General features: G+C 66.9%; 21 protein-coding genes and 1 riboswitch. Of the genes, 9 read left to right on the top strand and 12 right to left on the bottom strand.

Features of this window, described 5'->3' with window-relative positions:
- The 3 genes from METLW4_RS0118430 to smbP form a co-directional block, all read right to left on the bottom strand.
- Positions 1 to 336 (bottom strand): DUF190 domain-containing protein, encoded by a 336-nt coding sequence (locus tag METLW4_RS0118430; protein ID WP_018267713.1) that lies wholly within the window; start codon positions 334 to 336, stop codon positions 1 to 3.
- A gap of 2 nt (positions 337 to 338) precedes the next feature.
- Entirely contained in the window at positions 339 to 737 is a 399-nt protein-coding gene (gene crcB, locus METLW4_RS0118425) for a fluoride efflux transporter CrcB (protein WP_018267712.1), read from the bottom strand.
- Positions 738 to 799: 62 nt separating this feature from the next.
- Entirely contained in the window at positions 800 to 1153 is a 354-nt protein-coding gene (gene smbP, locus METLW4_RS0118420; protein ID WP_018267711.1) for a small metal-binding protein SmbP, read from the bottom strand.
- A 294-nt stretch (positions 1154 to 1447) separates the two neighbouring features.
- Positions 1448 to 1509, bottom strand: a riboswitch (Fluoride riboswitch).
- Positions 1510 to 1658: 149 nt separating this feature from the next.
- Here smbP and METLW4_RS0118410 point away from each other — a divergent pair.
- A complete protein-coding gene (locus METLW4_RS0118410) occupies positions 1659 to 2009 on the top strand; it encodes a DUF1491 family protein (RefSeq protein ID WP_018267709.1) in 351 nt (116 codons plus the stop codon).
- Positions 2006 to 2512, top strand: coding sequence for a GNAT family N-acetyltransferase (locus METLW4_RS0118405; RefSeq protein WP_018267708.1), 507 nt, complete (start codon positions 2006 to 2008; stop codon positions 2510 to 2512). Before METLW4_RS0118410 ends, METLW4_RS0118405 begins: the two co-directional genes overlap by 4 nt.
- Here the strand turns inward: METLW4_RS0118405 and queC are convergent.
- The 3 genes from queC to METLW4_RS25320 form a co-directional block, all read right to left on the bottom strand.
- Positions 2488 to 3207 carry a 7-cyano-7-deazaguanine synthase QueC gene (gene queC, locus METLW4_RS0118400; protein WP_018267707.1) on the bottom strand — a complete coding sequence of 240 codons (720 nt, stop codon included), beginning with the start codon at positions 3205 to 3207 and terminating at the stop codon, positions 2488 to 2490. The genes METLW4_RS0118405 and queC overlap by 25 nt on opposite strands.
- A gap of 35 nt (positions 3208 to 3242) precedes the next feature.
- The gene (locus METLW4_RS0118395) at positions 3243 to 3617 is read right to left on the bottom strand and encodes a DUF4180 domain-containing protein (protein ID WP_026191617.1); all 375 of its coding nucleotides are present in this window, start codon (positions 3615 to 3617) and stop codon (positions 3243 to 3245) included.
- Positions 3618 to 3678: 61 nt separating this feature from the next.
- On the bottom strand, positions 3679 to 5229 hold the full coding sequence (locus METLW4_RS25320) for a sensor histidine kinase (protein WP_018267705.1): 1551 nt from the start codon (positions 5227 to 5229) through the stop codon (positions 3679 to 3681).
- 210 nt (positions 5230 to 5439) lie between these two features.
- Here METLW4_RS25320 and METLW4_RS0118385 point away from each other — a divergent pair, with 210 nt between their 5' ends.
- The 3 genes from METLW4_RS0118385 to METLW4_RS0118375 all read left to right on the top strand — a co-directional run bounded on the left by METLW4_RS0118385 (position 5440) and on the right by METLW4_RS0118375 (position 8536).
- On the top strand, positions 5440 to 6153 hold the full coding sequence (locus METLW4_RS0118385; RefSeq protein WP_018267704.1) for a uracil-DNA glycosylase family protein: 714 nt from the start codon (positions 5440 to 5442) through the stop codon (positions 6151 to 6153).
- A gap of 43 nt (positions 6154 to 6196) precedes the next feature.
- Positions 6197 to 7753 carry a pyridoxal phosphate-dependent decarboxylase family protein gene (locus METLW4_RS0118380; protein WP_018267703.1) on the top strand — a complete coding sequence of 519 codons (1557 nt, stop codon included), beginning with the start codon at positions 6197 to 6199 and terminating at the stop codon, positions 7751 to 7753.
- Between the two features lie 84 nt (positions 7754 to 7837).
- The gene (locus METLW4_RS0118375) at positions 7838 to 8536 is read left to right on the top strand and encodes a hypothetical protein (RefSeq protein ID WP_018267702.1); all 699 of its coding nucleotides are present in this window, start codon (positions 7838 to 7840) and stop codon (positions 8534 to 8536) included.
- A 15-nt stretch (positions 8537 to 8551) separates the two neighbouring features.
- On the opposite strand, the gene METLW4_RS0118370 is transcribed toward METLW4_RS0118375, so the two are convergent.
- The gene (locus METLW4_RS0118370; protein ID WP_018267701.1) at positions 8552 to 8860 is read right to left on the bottom strand and encodes a carboxymuconolactone decarboxylase family protein; all 309 of its coding nucleotides are present in this window, start codon (positions 8858 to 8860) and stop codon (positions 8552 to 8554) included.
- 112 nt (positions 8861 to 8972) lie between these two features.
- Here METLW4_RS0118370 and METLW4_RS0118365 point away from each other — a divergent pair, with 112 nt between their 5' ends.
- Positions 8973 to 9524: a TetR/AcrR family transcriptional regulator gene (locus METLW4_RS0118365; RefSeq protein ID WP_018267700.1), complete on the top strand. Its 552-nt coding sequence runs from the start codon at positions 8973 to 8975 to the stop codon at positions 9522 to 9524.
- Here the strand turns inward: METLW4_RS0118365 and cobU are convergent.
- From cobU to METLW4_RS0118350, 3 genes are all read right to left on the bottom strand, one after another.
- Positions 9503 to 10018 carry a bifunctional adenosylcobinamide kinase/adenosylcobinamide-phosphate guanylyltransferase gene (gene cobU, locus METLW4_RS0118360; protein WP_018267699.1) on the bottom strand — a complete coding sequence of 172 codons (516 nt, stop codon included), beginning with the start codon at positions 10016 to 10018 and terminating at the stop codon, positions 9503 to 9505. The two genes, METLW4_RS0118365 and cobU, sit on opposite strands and share 22 nt — an antisense overlap.
- Before the next feature lie 374 nt (positions 10019 to 10392).
- Entirely contained in the window at positions 10393 to 10815 is a 423-nt protein-coding gene (locus METLW4_RS0118355) for a SufE family protein (protein WP_018267698.1), read from the bottom strand.
- Between the two features lie 82 nt (positions 10816 to 10897).
- A complete protein-coding gene (locus METLW4_RS0118350; protein WP_157235236.1) occupies positions 10898 to 11275 on the bottom strand; it encodes a hypothetical protein in 378 nt (125 codons plus the stop codon).
- A gap of 335 nt (positions 11276 to 11610) precedes the next feature.
- Here METLW4_RS0118350 and METLW4_RS0118340 point away from each other — a divergent pair, with 335 nt between their 5' ends.
- Both METLW4_RS0118340 and METLW4_RS25315 read left to right on the top strand, forming a co-directional pair.
- The gene (locus METLW4_RS0118340; RefSeq protein WP_018267695.1) at positions 11611 to 13353 is read left to right on the top strand and encodes a sensor histidine kinase; all 1743 of its coding nucleotides are present in this window, start codon (positions 11611 to 11613) and stop codon (positions 13351 to 13353) included.
- Positions 13346 to 14029: a peptidoglycan-binding domain-containing protein gene (locus METLW4_RS25315; protein WP_018267694.1), complete on the top strand. Its 684-nt coding sequence runs from the start codon at positions 13346 to 13348 to the stop codon at positions 14027 to 14029. Before METLW4_RS0118340 ends, METLW4_RS25315 begins: the two co-directional genes overlap by 8 nt.
- A 180-nt stretch (positions 14030 to 14209) precedes the next feature.
- Here METLW4_RS25315 and METLW4_RS0118330 read toward each other — a convergent pair whose 3' ends face one another.
- Positions 14210 to 15139: an extensin-like domain-containing protein gene (locus METLW4_RS0118330; RefSeq protein ID WP_018267693.1), complete on the bottom strand. Its 930-nt coding sequence runs from the start codon at positions 15137 to 15139 to the stop codon at positions 14210 to 14212.
- A 231-nt stretch (positions 15140 to 15370) separates the two neighbouring features.
- Between METLW4_RS0118330 and METLW4_RS0118325 the strand changes: the two genes are divergently transcribed.
- Positions 15371 to 16459 (top strand): metallophosphoesterase, encoded by a 1089-nt coding sequence (locus tag METLW4_RS0118325; protein ID WP_018267692.1) that lies wholly within the window; start codon positions 15371 to 15373, stop codon positions 16457 to 16459.
- 45 nt (positions 16460 to 16504) lie between these two features.
- Here METLW4_RS0118325 and METLW4_RS0118320 read toward each other — a convergent pair whose 3' ends face one another.
- Complete coding sequence (locus tag METLW4_RS0118320) at positions 16505 to 16987, bottom strand: DUF2852 domain-containing protein (protein ID WP_026191614.1); 483 nt, start codon at positions 16985 to 16987, stop codon at positions 16505 to 16507.
- Between the last annotated feature and the right edge of the window lie 107 nt (positions 16988 to 17094).

The following is a 17094-nucleotide window of genomic DNA, read 5'->3' as shown; positions in this document are numbered from 1 at the left end:
TCACATCTTCTCGCCATAGCGCATCACGCGCACTTTCTCGAGCGTGACCAGCCCGCCGCTCATCATCGCATCGAGCGTCGGCAGAAAGGCGTCGATCTTCTCCTCCTCGTCGACGATCTCTATGACGATGGGAAGGTCTTCCGAGAGGCTCAAAATCTTCGTGGTGCGCATCCGGCTGCTGTGGCCGAATCCCGCAGGACCGCGCAGCACGGTGGCGCCGGCGAGATGCAGCGCGCGCGCCGTCCGCACGATCGCCTCATGCAGCGGCCGCCCTTCGAACTTCTCGTCCTCGCCGATGAAGATGCGCAGCAGAGTCGCGTCTCGAGGCAATTGCATCGTCAGGCTCCTTTCAACGCGTTGAGATGAGCGGCGGCGACATGTCCGAGCCAGACCGCGAAAAGGCAGAGCCCGAACGACAGGCCGATATTGGCGAGCGCGGCGAAGGCCTCGCCGCCGCGCGCCAGATTGAGCGTCTGCAGGCCGAAGGAGGAGAAGGTCGTATAGCCCCCGCATAGGCCGATCATCACGAATTGGCGCGTCTGCGTGTCGACGAAGAGACGGCCGTCCCCCGGCGCCGTGAGCGTCGCGAAAAAGCCGATGGCGAAGCAGCCGGAGACATTCACGATCAGCGTGCCCCAGGGAAAGGCCTCGCCGAAGCAGCGGGAGATCGCTCCCGAGAGCCAATAACGCGCGACGCCGCCGATCGCGCTGCCGATCATGATGAGAACATAGATCATCGCGAGCCTTTGCCTGTCAGAGATTCGCGCGAGGCCGACCGCGGCCTCGCGCGGCGCGAAGCTTATTTTGCGCTCTCCTTGCTCGCCTCCTCGAGATGCGAGAGCGCTTCCTTCGCCTGCGCGGTTCCCGCTTCGGCGTGGTTGGCGCGCCCTTCCTCTATCGCCGCCTTTATATGGACGATCGCCTCCGCCAGATGCGGATTGGGCTTGAATTTCTGCAGTCCCTCGGCTTTCTCGAGCGCGAGATCGGCGTGATAGGAGAGCAGGCCGGTGTCATGCAGCTTGCCGCCCTGGGTGATCGCCTCATTGACGTGATAGATCGCCTGGTCCAGCCGGTCGTCGGCGCGCGCGAGCGTCGACCCGAGAAGCGCGGCGAGGCCGAGGCTCGCGGCGAGCCCGAATGTGCGAATATTCATCTCACTCTCCTCTTCCGACCATTGCGGTCGGGGTTTCGGATTCGATTTTTCGTCGCCGGCCGCGCCGATGCGGCGCAGCCGATGAACGCGGTCATTCGAATCTCATTCGATAGGCCGTGACCGCCCGGCCATGGGCGCGCGCCTCGGCGCGACGAAGCTCGATCGACAGCGCGGCGCTGGCTGCGCGTTCGATGGATGGAATTGGAAGAAACGGAGAAACCGCGGCGCGCTGACTCATGACGGACCCCTGCCGAGCGAATAGATCGCTCTCTCCGACGATCGGTCGACCGTCGGACGTAAGCAGGAGTCATCAGCCTTTGCGGCGGTTGAAGGGGGACCCCATCCCCCGGCCGCACGCGCGAGCGGCGGCCTTCGCGAAATTGGTATCTGAGCAATGAGACAGCGTCAAGAACGAGCTGGAGCAGAGCATTGCGCGCGAGGCCGCGCGCGCGAAGCCATGCCGAAAGCGCTTGCGCGGACGGGCTCGAATGGCTGAAAAGAATTCATGCGTCTTCGATCCGACTTTTTCGTCTCCGCCCTCATCCGCCGCGCCGAGACGGCCGGCTCCGTCGCCATGCTGCGCCGCCGCGGCTCCGAGGAAGCGGGCGCGATCTTCGTGAAGATCGACAGGCTGGATGGACGCGCGGCGCTGCTCGGGCCGGCGCCGCAGAGCGTGGATTTGCCGGAGGGCGTCGATCGCCTGTTTGCGCGTCTGCACGCCGACGAATGGGTGACGCCGCTGGAGGCGGAGGAGCGCGTCCGCAAGGAGATCGCCTTCGACCCAGATCTGTGGCTGGTCGAGATCGAGGATCGCGAGGGCAAGAGCTTCGTCGACATAGCGGCGCGAGCGGCGTGATCCGATCGATCCGCCCCGCTCGAGGCGGCGACGCGCCGGCGATCTGGCGCGTCATCGGCCCGACCATCCGCGCCGGCGAGACCTATGCGCTCGATCGCGACATGACCGAGGCCGACGCCCTCGCCTATTGGCTGGGCGCGGATCGCGAGACCTTCGTCGCGGAAGACGACGAAGGGAGGATCGTCGGCTCCTATTATTTGCGCGCCAATCAGGCCGGCGGCGGAGCCCATATCTGCAATTGCGGCTATATGACCAGCGTCGAAGCGGCCGGTCGCGGCGTCGCGCGCGCAATGTGCGCGCATTCTCTGGATCATGCGCGCGAGCGCGGCTTTCGCGGCGTGCAATTCAACTTCGTCGTCGAGACGAATCTCCGCGCCATTCGCCTATGGCGCTCTTTCGATTTCGAGATCGTCGGCCGGCTGCCGCGCGCCTTCCGGCATCCGACGCAGGGCTTCGTCGACGCCCTCGTGATGTTTCGTCAGCTCGGCGCGCCGGACGGCTGAGCCGCGCGATATTTCTCCCAGCCGGCGGCGCGCAGGCGGCAGGCCGGACATTCGCCGCAGCCATGGCCCCAGTCGAAACGCTTGCCGCGCTCGCCGAGATAGCAGGTGTGGCTCTCCTCGACGATGAGCCGCACCAGCGGCTCGCCGCCCAGCTCCTCGGCGAGCTTCCAGGTCGCGGCCTTGTCGATCCACATCAGCGGCGTGAGGATTTCGAGCTTACGATCCATGCCGAGCGTCAGCGCCGTCTCCACCGCGCGGATCGTCGCGTCGCGGCAATCGGGATAGCCGGAAAAATCCGTCTCGCACATGCCGCCGACGAGGCTGCCGATCCCGCGCCGATAGGCGAGCGCCGCCGCGAAGGCGAGGAAGAGAATATTGCGCCCCGGCACGAAAGTGTTCGGCAGGCCGGAGGCGTCGAAGGCGATCTCCGCCTCGCGCGTCAACGCCGTGTCGGAGATGGCGCCGAGCGCTTCGATCGATATGGTGTGATCCTCGCCGAGCCGCTCCGCCCACAGCGGCGAGATGCGCGCCAGTCCCTCCCGCAGCACGCCGCGCTGCTCGAGCTCGACGCGATGACGCTGGCCATAGTCGAAGCCGACCGTCTCGACGCGCGCGAAACGCGAGAGCGCAAAAGCGAGGCAGGTGGCGGAATCCTGCCCGCCGGAGAAGAGGACGAGGGCGGAGTCTGACGTCAACACGATGCCTCTCTATGGTTCGCCGCAGCGGAGCGTCAGGAACGCAGGGCCGAGAGCTTGCGAGTCAGCGCGTCGATATCGTCGACGAACCATATGGATCGCCCACGATTCGCTTCATAGACGAAATCGCGCGTCGATCGGCTTCGATCCGTATGAGCGGATATATCCCCGATGATCGCCAATCGAAGACTGTAGTTGACGAATTTCTGGATCGTTTCGCCCGCGACGCGCGTTTCGAGGCGAAAGAAATCTTCCGTTATTCGGGCGACCGGTATGGCCACCAAATTCGCCTGATGCTCCCAGGCCGCGCTCACAAAAGCATTGGCGTCGCGCTCGGTCTCGAGCTTTGCGCCCTCTGCGCAGCAGAGCAGCGTGCGAACGCCATGGATGTCACGCGCGATATCCGTCATTTCGCCTGCCTTCTCTGGCGTCGATGGGAGGCGATTGTAGCTGAAATCGCGTCCGGCGTCCTCACGCCGCCGCATTCCTCCGCCGCTCGACGCTGGCGAATTGCGGGGCGTCGTCGTCGAATTTCGGCAGCGCGTTCATCACGCGCTCCGGCGGGAAGACGACGATCGCCTCCGTGCCTTCGCGCACTCTGGACTTCAGCTTGAACAGGCCGCCGTGCAGATCGACGAGGCCCTTGACGATGGGCAGGCCGAGGCCGGTGCCCTCCTCTGCGTTCTTCTGCGCCAGCGTGCCGCGGCCGAAGGAGGACATGACGACGGCGATCTCCTCCTCTGGAATGCCCGGACCCGTGTCGCGGATCGCCACATATTGCCCGCCGGCGCTGGTCCAGCCGATCTTGAGCGTCACCTGGCCGCCCTGCGGCGTGAATTTGATGGCGTTGGTCAAGAGGTTCAGCACGATCTGCCGCACCGCGCGCTCATCGGCCCAAATGCGCGGGAGATCGGGCTCCTTGGCCTCGATCATCTCAATGCCGCGCTTTTGCGCGCGAATGGTCAGGAGATGGCGGCAATCCTCGACGACGCCGGCGAGCGAGACGCTCTCCTCCTTCAGCTCATAACGGCCCGCCTCGACGCGCGAGAGATCGAGAATCTCGTTGATGAGCATGAGGAGATGCTGGCCGCTCGAGTGAATGTCCTGCGAGTAGTCCTTATAGGCCGCCACCGCATGGACGCCGAACAGCTCGTTCTTCAGCACTTCCGAGAAGCCGAGAATGGCGTTGAGCGGCGTGCGCAGCTCATGGCTCATTGTGGCGAGGAAGCGCGATTTGGCGAGATTGGCCTCCTCCGCGCGGCGGCGCGCCTCGTCGGAATTGGCCTTGGCGTGCTCGAGCTCGCCGATGAGATCGTCCTTCTCGATACGGAAGAACAGGCTCTCGCGCGTCACATGATGAAAGCGCTTGGCCAGCACGACGAAGAAGACCTGCGCCGCGCCCACCAGCGCCAGCAGCGAGAGGCTCGTATCCTCTATCCCGTCTATGCGCAGGCAGACGACGATGGCGAGCGACATGGGCGTGATCGTCGCATAGACGGCGAAGGGTATGGTCGCCGTCACCATTGTGTTGAAGGCCGCCGCCAGCATCAGCATGGCGGTGACGAAAGCCTTGGCGTTGGGGTCGCTCGCCTGCAGCAGCAGCAGCGCCATCGCCGCCCAGACGAGCCCGTGCAGAAATTCCGCGGCGACGAATTTGCTACGCCAGCCGACGACATTGATCTCGTCGTCGGAAAGACGCTCGAGCTTCTTGGCGAGGCCGTAGCACAGCAGCAGGCTGGAGAAAGCCAGCACGGTCCAGATGATGTCGAGCTCGCCCTCCATCCAATAGCGGGTGAGCGCCGCCACCATGGCGATGAGCGCCGTGGCCGGCACGGCGGAATGGATGCGGGCGGAAGCGTAGGCGCGCAAGAGGCCGACGTCGCAGCCGCGATGGCCGGTGTCCGAGGTGGTGAGCTTCTCACGCGCCGCGCGCACCTCGGCGCTGCGGCGACGGCGCTCGGCGACGGCGCGCGGATCCTTGCCCCGGCCTCGCTCGATCATCTCGGCGGTTATGTCATTCATGATACGCTGGACCCGCAAGCAACGAAATTCTCGCCTTCGAACGGCGACCCCATAAAGGGAAACGCCGTCACGACCCTTTCCAGAAGCCGAAATAATTCTCCGCAATCTAGGCGTCAGGTCGAGCGTCGCCGATAATGGGACGGAAACGTTAACGGGGGACTCACGACATTTGTCGAATTTGATGGAATGGTCCCGCGAGGGAACGCAAAAGTGACCTTTTCCACCGAAAGCGAAACCGTTCTGGCCGCGCTCCTCGCCGATGTCGGCGCCTGCCGCATCTGCGTCGAGCGGCCGCAGGGCGCGCCTCTGCCGCATGAGCCGCGGCCGGTGCTGCGCGTCTCGCCGCGCGCGCGGCTGCTGATCGCCGGCCAGGCCCCCGGAATGCGCGTGCATCGCTCCGGCCTTCCCTTCGACGATCCGTCCGGCGACCGGCTGCGCGATTGGATGGGCGTCGACCGCGAGACCTTTTATGACGTCTCGCGCATCGGCGTGGCCGCCATGAGCTTCTGCTTTCCGGGCTATGACGCGAATGGCGGCGACCTGCCGCCGCGCCGGGAATGCGCGCCGCATTGGCATGACGCGCTGTTTTCGGCGCTGCCGCGGGTGGAGACGATACTGGCCGTGGGCAAATATGCGCAGGCCTATCATCTGCGCCGTCTCGGCGCGCCGCCGCGGCCGGGCGCGAGCGTCGCCGAGACCGTCGGACGCTGGCGGGGGCTTTCGGCGCTGCGGCCGAGGATCATCCCGCTGCCGCACCCGTCCTGGCGCAACACGGCCTGGCTGAAGCGCAATCCCTGGTTCGCGGAGGAGCTTTTGCCGGTCGTGCGGGCGGAGGTCGCCCGGCTGGCCGGGGCGGGCGGCCCCCGAAGGAGCGGAAGCGGCGCCGCTCGGCGCGGCGATATTGCTTCGCAGCGCGAAAGCTGATTAGTCCTGTCCAACGACGTAGCTCCCGAGGATGAAAGCGGGAATGAACCACTCACAACGGCCGCCGAAACCGATCGGCGCGGCCGTCCCGGCGCCCGCAGACGCCTCGCCCGCGGATCTCGATCCCACGGATTGGGAGGCGTTCCGCGCCGAGAGCCATCGCGCGCTCGACGCTATGATCGACCATCTCGCCACGCTGCGCGAGCGGCCGGTCTGGCGCGAGCCTTCAGCGGAGGCGCGCGAGCGCTTCCGGCGCCCGCTGCCGGCCGAGGGCCAGGGCCTTTCCGCCGCGCTCGAAGATTTCGAGCGCTTCATCCAGCCCTACGCCAATGGCAATATCCATCCGCTGTTCATGGGCTGGGCGCAGGGCGCCGGCACCCCCGTGGGCATGATCGCGGAAATGCTCGCGGCCGGGCTCAACTCCAATTGCGGCGGCCGCAATCACATCGCGCTCGACGTCGAGCGGCAGATCGCCGCCTGGATGGCGGAGGCTTTCGGCTTCCCTCTGGACGCCTCCGGCGTCTTCGTCACCGGCACGTCGATCGCCAATTTCCTGTCGCTGCTGGTCGCGCGCGAGCATGCGCTCGGCGAGAAGAATGTGCGCAAGAACGGGCTCAAGGCGCTCGAGGAGCAGCTCGTCGCCTACGCCTCGCGGGAGGCGCACAACTGCGTGCGGCAGGCCATGGAGCTCGCCGGCCTCGGCGCGCGCCATTTGCGGCTCATCGAGTCGGACGGCTCGCATTCGCTGCGCATCGACGAGCTGAAGCGCGCCATCGCCGAGGATCGCGCCGCCGGTCTGCATCCGTTTCTCGTCGTCGGCACGGCGGGCGCGGTCGACACGGGCGCGATCGACGATCTCGACGCGCTCGCCGAGATAGCGAAAGCGGAAGATCTCTGGTTCCACATAGACGGCGCCTTCGGCGCGCTGGCCGTTCTCTCGCCGGCGCTGAAGCCTTTGGTGAAGGGCCTCGAGCGCGCCGATTCCATCGCCTTCGATTTCCACAAATGGCTGCATGTGCCCTATGACGCGGGCTTCTTCCTCGTCCGCGACCCGGAGGCGCATCGCCGCGCCTTCGCCGCCAACGCCGCCTATCTGACGCGCGCGCCGCGTGGGCTCGCGGCCGGCGAAATATGGCCCTGCGATCTCGGCGCCGATCTCTCGCGCGGCTTTCGCGCGCTGAAGACCTGGTTCACCATAGAAGTCTTCGGCGCGCAGCGGCTCGGCGCCTGCATCGAGAAGAGCTGCGCATTGGCGCAGCGGCTGCGCGGCCATATCGAAGCCTCGCAGACTTTCGAGATGCGCGCGCCGGTGGCGCTCAATGTCGTCTGCTTCGGCGTGAAGGACGATGACGAGAGCGGCCGGCTCAATCGCGAGATCGTGATGGAGCTGCACGAGAGTGGCGAAGCGGCGCCGTCGCTCACCCTGCTCGACGGACATCCGACGATCCGCGCGGCGATCTTCAATCACCGCACGCGCGAGGCGGACATAGACGACTTCATGCAAATGCTGGAGCGCGCCGCGCAACGCGCCCGCGGCGAGCCGCCGCTCGCGCCTCTGCCGACGCCCCGCGAGGAAGGCGAGCCGCTCTCGCAGGATTGAGCGAGCGCGGCGAGCTGGCGTATCGCTTGCTTTTATCGTGCGAGGAAGGCCGCCGAGGGCGGCCGCTCACGAAAGGCGGCGTTCATGAACGTCCTCGCCATCATCTCCGCCGCGACGACGCAGGACGGCCATGCGACCGGCGTGCTGGCGCCGCTCGCCGGCGCGCCGCTGCTGGGGCGGCTGCTCGATCGTCTCGCCCATGCGGAAAAGCTCGCCGGCATCGTCGTCACCACCAGCGACGAGCCGGAGGATGCGCCGATCCGCGAATTTTGCGCCGCGCGCGGAACGCCATGCCAGACCGGTGCGCGCGACGATCTCATCGGCCGCCAGCTCGCGGCGATGGCGGCGGCCGGCGCCAAGGGCGGCGTCTCGCTCGACGCCCGCAATCCGCTCATCGATCCGGCGCTCGTCACCCAGGTCGCCGATCTGCTGCAAATGACCGATGGAATGCTGGATTGGATCGGCAACACGCTGGCGCCGGCCTATCCGCGCGGCATGGAGATCGACGGCTTCACCGCTGCCGCGCTGACCGAGGCCGAGAAACGCTGCGGCGAGCCGGAGCAGCGTCGCCGCGGCCCGGCTTTTCTGCGCGAGCACGGCCGCATCTATCGCCCGCTGAGCCTGAAAGCGCCGCCGGAGGTCGCGCGGCCGGATGTGCGGCTCGGCGTCGAGAGCCTCGCCGATCTGCCGCGCATAGAGGCGATTTTTCAGAGCTTCGAGGGCCGCACGGATTTCACGCTGGCGGAAATATTGGCCGCCGCCGATCGGCTGGCGGCGCAATAGCGCGTTTCCAAACGCCTATTCCACGCCGGCGACATGGGTTCCATGGGTGACGGCGGCGCCGGCGCGCAGCGCCGCGGCGATGAAGACCGTCTCGGCCAGCTCCGTCTCCGTCGCGCCGGCGGCGATGGCCTGCTTGCGGTGGATCTCGAGGCAATAGGCGCATTGCGTCGTCATGGCCACCGCGAGCGCGATCAGCTCCTTGTATTTCTTAGGAATAGCGCCTTCGGCCATGGCCGCGGCGTCGAATTGCTTGAAGGCCTCCCAGGCGGTGGGCGCGGAATCGCCGATCTTCTTCAGCCGCTTCACATTCTGCATATCGTACATGGGCTTGCCTCCCGGAGATCAAAGCTTACCTATCAGATGATAGGCTCGCACAATGCGCCATTGACGAAGTGCCTGTCAATGGCGCTACTCCCGGGCGGAAGGACGGAGTGGAATGGCGACGGCGCGACGCGGCGAGGTTACGGCCGCGAAGATTCTGGACAGCGCGGAGGAGCGGCTCTGCCGCTACGGCTATAATGGCGTGAGCTTTCGCGACATCGCCGCCGATGTCGGGGTGAAGAGCGCCAGCGTCCATTATTTTTTCCCCACCAAGCCGGCGCTGGTCGCCGCCGTGGCGCGGCGCTACGCCGATCTCTGCCTCGCGGAGCTGGGCGATCCGCAGGCGCGCACGCCGGCCGAGGCCGTGGCGCTGGCGGCGGAAATGTTCCGCCGCACGGTGGCGGAGAAAAAGCGCATGTGCCTCTTCGGCATGTTGGCGGCGGAAGTGGGCGGCCTGCCGTCCGAGGTCTGCGCGGAAGCGCGGCGCTTCTTCGCCGAGACGCTGGCTTGGCTGCGCCTCGCCCTGCGCGGCGAGGCGGCCGAGGCAGAGGCGATACTCGCGGCTTTCGAAGGCGGCGTGCTGCTCGCCCGCGCCATGGATGATCCAGCGATGCTGGAGAAGGTGACGGAGCGACTGGCCGCGCGTCACTTCACCGTGAGCGGATAGCCGGCGACGATGAGATAGAGCCTGCCGGCCGCTTTCGCGACGGCCTGATGCAGTTCGCCGGCGGCGTCGCGAAAGCGCCGCGCCAGCGCATTCTCCGGCACGATGGAGAGGCCGACCTCGGAGGAGACCAGGACCGTCGGCGCCCACCGCTCGGCGAGCGCCTCGAGCAGCGCGGCGCGATCGGCGCCCAAATCCGCTTCGGCGAGCAGGCGATTGGTCAGCCAGAGCGTGAGGCAATCGACCAGCAGCGGAAGCTCCGCCGGCGCTGCGACAATGGCCGCGGCCAGCGCCTGCGGCGCCTCGACCGTGCGCCAATCCCCGGCGCGCCGCTCCCTATGCGCGGCGATTCGGCTCTCCATCTCCGCGTCGAAAGCCTGCGCCGTGGCGATATAGGTCCAGGGGCCGGGCTCGGCGGTCACGAGCCGCTCCGCGAAAGCGCTCTTGCCGGAGCGAGCGCCGCCGAGGACGAAGGTCACATTTGGATTTTCGGTCATTCCCGACGGCGCCGAGCGACACGCGCGCGGCGCCGGCCCCTATTTGGACTTGCGCGTTCGATTGCGAAAATCGCTTCGCACCTTTCGGGACGATGCGCCAGAGGCGCCCCCTTCCCCGCCGAGCGGATTCACACATTGCGAAACAGTACGGCCGTCATGGCCGGGCTTGTCCCGGCCATCCACGCCAAGCAACTGAGAAGCTAAAGGAAAGCGCCCGCTATCTTCGGATTCGTCCCCCAGGCCGGCTGCCCGTGGGCTTCCGCATCACGCCAAACTTCAGAGACGCTTCGGCGTCCAGGCGTGGATGGCCGGGACAAGCCCGGCCATGACGTCGCGGGGGACCCGATAGCGCCGAGCGACGGGATGGGCGAGGCTCACGCGGCCAGAGCGGCGCGCGCCTCGTTCTTGATGCGCTCGACCATGGAGCGGACGCCATTGCTGCGCTGGGGCGTCAGATGCTGAGCGAGGCCGAGCTCGGTGAACAGCGGCATGGCGTCGAGATCGACGATCTCATCGGCCGGACGGCCGGAATAGAGCGCGAGAATCAGCGCCACGAGCCCACGCACGATATGGGCGTCGCTGTCGCCGCGCAGCGACAGCAGCGGCGCGCCGCGGCCTTCGCGAATCACCTTGCTGTCGAGCCAGACCTGGCTCGCGCAGCCGCGCACCTTGTTCTCCTCGGTGTGGGCTTCGTCCGGCAGCGGCTCCAGAGTGCGGCCGAGCTCGATGAGATATCGATACCGATCCTCCCACTCGTCGAGCATTTCGAAATTGCCGATGATCTCGTCTATCACCATTGTTCGCTCGCCCGCTCGAGACGCCTTTCCGACAGTTATATGGCCACTGTCCGTTTTGGCGCAATCGCCAGCGACGATGCAATCACGGCGCCGCGCCGAGGCCGGCGGGCCGCCGCGGCGGCTCGACCGAAGCCGTCGCGCGGCCGATTCGTTCCGCCGCCTGCAGGCACTCCATCGGATGCGCCATGCAATGGTCGCGCGCCACAGTGGCGATTTTGGCGGACGCCTCCTCGGCGAGATCGGCGAGCGCGTCACGGGCGAAGTCGACGGGCGAAGGCTCGGATTTCGAGGGCTCGGATTTGGCGGCGGCTCGCGGCCTCGCGGGAGGATCGGCGAAAGCCCCGGCGGGGATGCGCGCCGCCACGGCGGGCGGGCGCGGCGCAGGACGCCGCTCGGCGTCCCGCAGAATAACGAGACAGACGATCCCTAAGAAAATCAAGCTCTTGAAAATAAATCCCACGGCCGCCGCCTCGCTTCGCCGACGGGAAAGCCGCCGCGCGCGAAAAACGATGGCGCGCGGCCCTTACCGCTTCGTAAATGCGGAAGCCGCGCAAATCGCCGGCGCGAGCGCGGCCGCGCGGGGCTAAGAAGTCGCAAACCATATGCGCCGTTCGCAGCCCGTAAAACCCGAAATCTTCCATTTCTCTGGTCGGTTTAGCAGTCACTTAAGACCGATTTGTCACATTGCCCTCAATCCGGGAGCGTGTGATTTTGCGTAAGCCAGCTGCACCTTGGGCGACCGTGTCGAGTGAATGGATCGAACGTCTGGCGCAATCCGGACGCGCGATCGATTCGATGGAGCGCGCGCGTCGCGAAGCCTTCCTCCTGTCGCATCTCGTTCTGGCCGCCGGCGTGCTGATCGCGGCGCCGCTGTGGATCGTCGTCAATGGCGCGCCGACGCTCGGCGAGAGCGCGATCTTCGCTCTGGCGCAATTGCCGCTGCTGTCGGTGGTCGCGCTGCTGCGCCTCGACAATCTGAAGACCGCGCAATCCATCGCCGCCTTCGGCTGGCTGGCGCTGGCCGCGGCCTGCCTCTTCACCGGCGCGCATGTCGGCGCGGCGGCGCCCTTCGGCGCGCTCGCCCTCATAGAGGCGACATTCGCCTGCGATCTCGCGCTGATCTCGGCGACGGCCTCGGCCGCTCTCGTCGTGCTCACGGTCGCCGCGCTGACCGCCGCATCGGTCGGCGGATTTTTCGAGACGCTGCTGGCGGCGCCGCTGGTCCTCTATGTCGTGCTGCTGGCCCGCAGCGGGGCGAAGGTGGAGACGGTCCGCGCCGAGGCGGAAGCGCGCAACATGCGCGATCTGCGGCTCGTCTCCGAGGCGGCGGGCGATCTCGTCATCGGCTTCGACGAGGGCGGCGCGGTCGCATCCGTCGTCGGCGAGGCCGCCAAGGCCTATGGGCTGGACGCGCGCGAATTGATGGGGCGCGGCTTCTTCCAGCGCGTCCATGTCGGCGATCGGCCGGCGTTTCTGAAGCTCGTCTCCGACGCCATCGCCACCGGCGAGGCGATACGCGCGACGCTGCGGCTGCGCATCGGCCACGCCCGCAACGAGCGCGGCGAGTTCGTCGAGCCGGTGTTTCATTTCTTCGAGGCGCGCAGCAGCCTGGTGGAGGCCGCCGCCGGCGAGCGCGCGGCGGGCGTCGTCTGCATATTGCGCGATGTGACGGCCCAGCGCCACGCCGCCGAGACGATAGAGGCGGCGCGCCGCGAGAGCGAGATGGCCGCCGCCGGCAAGACGCGCTTCCTCGCCAATGTCAGCCATGAGCTGCGCACGCCGCTAAACGCCATCATCGGCTTCTCGGAAATGCTGGCGAGCGAGCAGCTCGCGCCGGCCGATCCGGCCAAGCGGCGCGAATATGCGGAGATCATCCGCAATTCGGGCCAGCATCTGCTCGCCGTCGTCAACACCATCCTCGACATGTCGAAGATCGAATCGGGCTCCATGCAGCTTTCGCCCGAGCCCTTCTCTCTGCCCGAGCTCGTCGATCAATGCGTGAGCATGATGCAGCTGAAGGCCGAGCAGGGTCAGGTGACGCTCTCGCGCGATTATACCGAGCGTCTCGAGGACATCGTCGGCGACAAGCGCGCCTGCAAGCAGATCATCATCAATCTGCTCTCCAACGCGGTGAAGTTCACGCCCGCCAACGGCCGCGTGCGCATTCGTCTCTATCCTGACGGCAATTGCCTCGCGCTCTCCGTCACGGACAGCGGCATCGGCATTTCCGCCGCCGATCTCGGCCGGCTCGGCGATCCTTTCTTCCAAGCCAGCGCCAGCCATGATCGCGCCTATGAAGGCACCGGCCTCGGCCTCTCCGTGGTGCGCGGCCTCGTCGGCCTGCATGGCGGAACCATTGCGGTGGAGAGCGCGCCGCGCAGCGGCACCAGCGTCACCGTGCGCCTGCCCCTCGATTGCCGTCCCTTTCAGAACAAGGCCCCCGCTCTCGCCAGGATCGAGACGATCGCCCGCCGCGGCGTCATCCGTCCCGCCGAGGAGCTCGAGGCCGCCGAAGACAGGGTGAAGAAAATTGCGTGAAGCTCTCGCCGGCACAAATCATGATTTTCTGCTCCGCGACGAGGATCGCGGCGAGACGCAGCGGCGCGGCCGCGGCGCCAAGGACAAGGCCAAGGCCAAGAAAAAAGGCGCGCTGACCAAGCTGTTCGGCGGACGTCGGCGCGGCATCGTCTTTCTCAGCCTCGCCGGCGCGACGGCGATCGGCGTGCCGCTGAACGCGCTCTATTTCCAGGACGGCCGCCATCCGGCGCCGCTGTTCCGCGCCTTCGCGCCCGAGCCACGCGCCCCCGAGCCGCGCGCTGCGGCCGAGGCGCCGACGCCGCCCGCGCGTCCGACCGCGGCGGCGCCCGCCCAGCCGCAATCCATCCAGCCGGCGCCCGTCGTCCATGCGGCGGCGCCCAAGCCCGTCGCGAAGCCGGAGCCGGCGCGCAGCGAGAAGCGCGACGCGATCGGCGCGCTGCTCGGCAATGCGCATAAGGACGCGCCCAAGGCGGACGAAGCCGACAAGACTGTGCAGGCGACGCAGCGCGCGCTCGCCAAGCTCGGCTATGCGCTGCATGCGGATGGCAAGATGGGCGGCGCGACCAGACAGGCGATCGAGAAATATGAGCGCGACAATCGCCTTCCCGTCACCGGCGAGGTGACGCAAAAGCTGCTGCGCAAGCTGCAAGGCCAGGCGAGCGTCGCCGCCCACTGACGCAAAGAAGCGCGGCGGACTTCAGCGTCCGCCGCTCTCGCGTCAAGGCTTCTGCATCTCGTCGAAGAGTGCGCCATCGACGAAGAATTTCTTCTGCGCCGCCGGCTCGCTCTGATGCGCTATTTTCTATCAGCTCGATATCATGCCGCCGACCATTCGCCCCGCGCAACCGCGAGCGGATCAGCGATGCGGGCGGATGCTGGAGGTGACGTCCCAATCCTTCGGCGCGCCTTCGGGCGAGAGCGCCGATGGCTTCGGCCGCACGGGCGGCATGGGCGCGGCGAGGATCAGGCTGTCATTGACGCTGCGCGAGGCCTGCGCCTGAAAGGCGGCGAGCGGCGGCTGAGCGCCGGGCGTGTCGACATCGTCGTCGTCCGGCCCATGGGCGACGAGCTGCGGGTCCTGGCCCGGCGGCGGCGCGACGTCGCGCGGGACCGGCTTGCAAATATGCCGATCGCCATTGCGGCCATGCATAGCGAGATCGACATGAATATGATTGTAGTGAAAGGCGTTGGAGCCGGGCGACAGCACAGTGGTGAAATGCCGGCAGGAGCCGCCATGCACCTCGGCGAGAAAATCCTTCACCTGCTGCTCGCCGCGCGTCCAATCGCGCACGATGGAAATCTCGCGCCCGTCGGCGAGCACGAAGCCGCCGATATCGAGCGCATTGCCGAAGGAATGTTCCGAGAGCGGCGCGCCCGCCTGAGCGTTCATGCCGCGGCAGGAATAGGAGCCCATGGAGTTGATCTGCGCCACCGGCTGGCCGAAGCGCGCCATGGCCGAAGGCTGCACCACATCGGCGAGCCATTGGTCGAGCTCGGCCACCATGGAGCAGTCGAGCGTCGCCCGCGCGTTGAACGTCACCGCGCCGCCCTGCAGCGCCGTCACCTTCAGCGGCCGCGTCATTCCGCAAATGCCCGGGCCGTCGATCTCCGGCGCGAATTGCACATAGGCGGTGGGCTGCACGCGCTTTTCGGCGAGGCAGGCGTTCTCGGCGTTAGCGCGCCAGGCCGGGCGCTGCGGCTTGGCCATGAATCCGCAGCCCGACAGCCCCGCCGCCGCGAGCGGCGCGAGGGCGAGGAGCAGCAATGGCGTTATGCGGCGAGCCATGCCGCGACAATGACGGCGGAGCGTTAACGCGGCGTCGAGAAATGTGGTTAACGTCAACGCTTCTCGGACGTTGGCGCGAAACCCTCGGCCCGCGCGAATCCGGCCGCAGCGAGCGACATTCCACCGTCATGCGCGCGTCGTAATCGGGCCGGCTGAAGCCAGAGCGCAACTTCGCGCTCGGCCGAGGCTGGGGGATTTTTCATGCGCGCAAGACGATTTTCGATAGCGCTTTTGGCGACTGTTCTCGCGAGCGGCGTCTCCGCGGACGCCGATGAGCGCGGCCTGGAGCGGCGGCTGGAGCCGCGCCACGAGCAAAAGACCACGATCGCCGTGTTCGGCGACTGGCCCTATAATCTCAACCTTCTGAACAACGCCAATCTGCTGCTCGACTCGGTCAATTCCGATCCCGAGGTGAGCCTGGTGATGCATGTCGGCGACATTCATTCCGGCAGCATGCCTTGCACCAGCGCCGGAACGCTGCCGCCGATCGCGGCGTCCAATCCCGGCTGGAATCAGCAGATTTTCGCGGCCTTCCAAAAGTTCAAATCGCCGGTCGTCTACACGCCGGGCGACAATGAATGGACCGACTGCCACAAGTCGAAGGAGTCGTCCTCCGGCAAGCCGCTGCAGGAGCTGGCCGCCGTGCGCAGCCTGTTCTTCGCGCGGCCGGGCTGGACGCTCGGCCTCCACGACATGGAGGTCTACAGCCAGGCGAAATATTTCTCGCCCTCCTATCCCGCCGATGCGCAATTCGTCGAGAATATGATCTGGATGGATGCGCGGACCGTCTTCGTGACGGTGAACATGCCGGGCTCGGACAATGACGGCCTGCCCTGGAGCAGCGTGGAGGACAAGACCGCGCGCGAGGCGGAGATCGCCGCCCGCACCGACGCCGATATTCGCTGGCTGCAAGCCGCCTTCAATCTCGCCGAGCGCGAGCATGCGGCCGCTGTGGTGATCGGCCTGCAGGCGGATATGTGGGACCCGGCCGCGCTGGCGGCGGGCGGCGACGGGCTCGATCGCTACACCGGCTTCGTGCGCGAGCTGGCGAACCAGGCCGTGCGCTTCCGTCGTCCGGTGCTGCTCATCAACGGCGATTCACATCTTTATGGATCGGATCGTCCGCTCGCCGATCCGTCGAGCGCGACCGGCAAGATTCACAATGCGGCGGCGGCGGCCAATCTCACGCGCATCACCGTCCAGGGCTCGACCAATGCGCCCGGCGAATGGCTGCGGCTGACGATCGACGCGCGCACGCCCAGCGTCTTCAGCTGGAAGAATGTCGCTTATTGCGTCGATCCGCTGACGAGCTGCAAGTAACAAAAAAGGGCGCGTCCCGCGGGACGCGCCCTTCTCGCATTTGGATCAGCTCTGCGGCTCGCCGCGGTCCCGGCGCGCGCGCATGAAGGATTCGAATTCCGCGCGATCGCGCGCGCGGCGCAGCTCGTCTATATGCTCGGCGAACTCGCGCTCCGCCTCGGCGAGCTTGCGGCGTTCCTCCTCGAGGCGGGCGAGCTCGCTCTCGCGCCAATCGTCGAAAGCGACATTGCCCGAGGAGCGCATGAAGCCCGGACCACGCCAGCCGCCGGTGGGGCCGGGCTGGCCGGTCGCCTCCTTCCAGCGGGCCTGGACGTCGGCCGCGCGCTCCTGCGCGAAGGCGAAGAGATCGCCCTCATAGCCCATCTTCCGCTGCCACACCTTGAAGAGAACGATGGCGAGGCCGATCGGCCAGAAGACGATGAAGCCCAGAACCATCGCCAGCAGCTCGAGCGGCTTCCAGGGCCGTCCGCCGTCTCCGAAGCGATAGTGAGATTCGTGACCAGTGCGGGAGTGACGATGACAGCCCATGTTCGGACTCTCCAGTTCCTTCGCTCATCGCGGGCGCGCGCGGTGGATCCGCGCGCCGCCGCCGCAATGTGAATGTAACATACATTAACATTGTTGTTTCGCAAGGG

Origin of the sequence: Methylosinus sp. LW4, from assembly GCF_000379125.1 — a bacterium.
In the GTDB taxonomy this organism is placed as follows: Bacteria; Pseudomonadota; Alphaproteobacteria; order Rhizobiales; family Beijerinckiaceae; genus Methylosinus.
Note: the sequence above shows the minus strand (reverse complement) of the source record. Positions and strands in the feature narration are given on the sequence as shown.